This is a genomic window from Priestia sp. SIMBA_032 (genome assembly GCF_046535215.1).
Lineage (GTDB): Bacteria > Bacillota > Bacilli > Bacillales > Bacillaceae_H > Priestia > Priestia aryabhattai.
On sequence record NZ_JAWRXD010000177.1, the window covers coordinates 1 to 408 of the forward strand.

Here is a 408-nt window from a genome sequence, read left to right on the forward strand (position 1 = left end):
CTTGCGCAGCACCTATATGATCTGCATCTCCATGCGTTACGATTAATTTATCAATTGTTTTAATACCCTCTTTTTGTAAATAGGGTATTAAAACATCATTTCCAACAGAAAATTCATGCTTTTTTTGTTGCCACTCTTCCTTATTGACACGAAGCGTTCCACCTGTATCAATAAGATAAACCCCTTTATCATACGGAAGGCGAATTAATATTGCATCACCTTGTCCAACATCAATAAATGTTACACTTCCACTTCCTCTAAAATATGGATATACATAATGACACGTGCTAATAAAAAGAAATATACTCACAACTATACAAACCATTTTTTTCGGCGCTCTCCTTTCCCAAACCATCAATATACTGACAATACTCGCGCAATATACAGCTACAAGATTGAAGGACGTTT

At 35.3% G+C, this 408-nt stretch carries 1 protein-coding gene; it reads right to left on the bottom strand.

Annotated features, from left to right (window positions below):
* Positions 1-408: MBL fold metallo-hydrolase (locus SB717_RS33895; RefSeq protein WP_410907192.1), on the bottom strand; the 408-nt coding region annotated here is incomplete at both ends.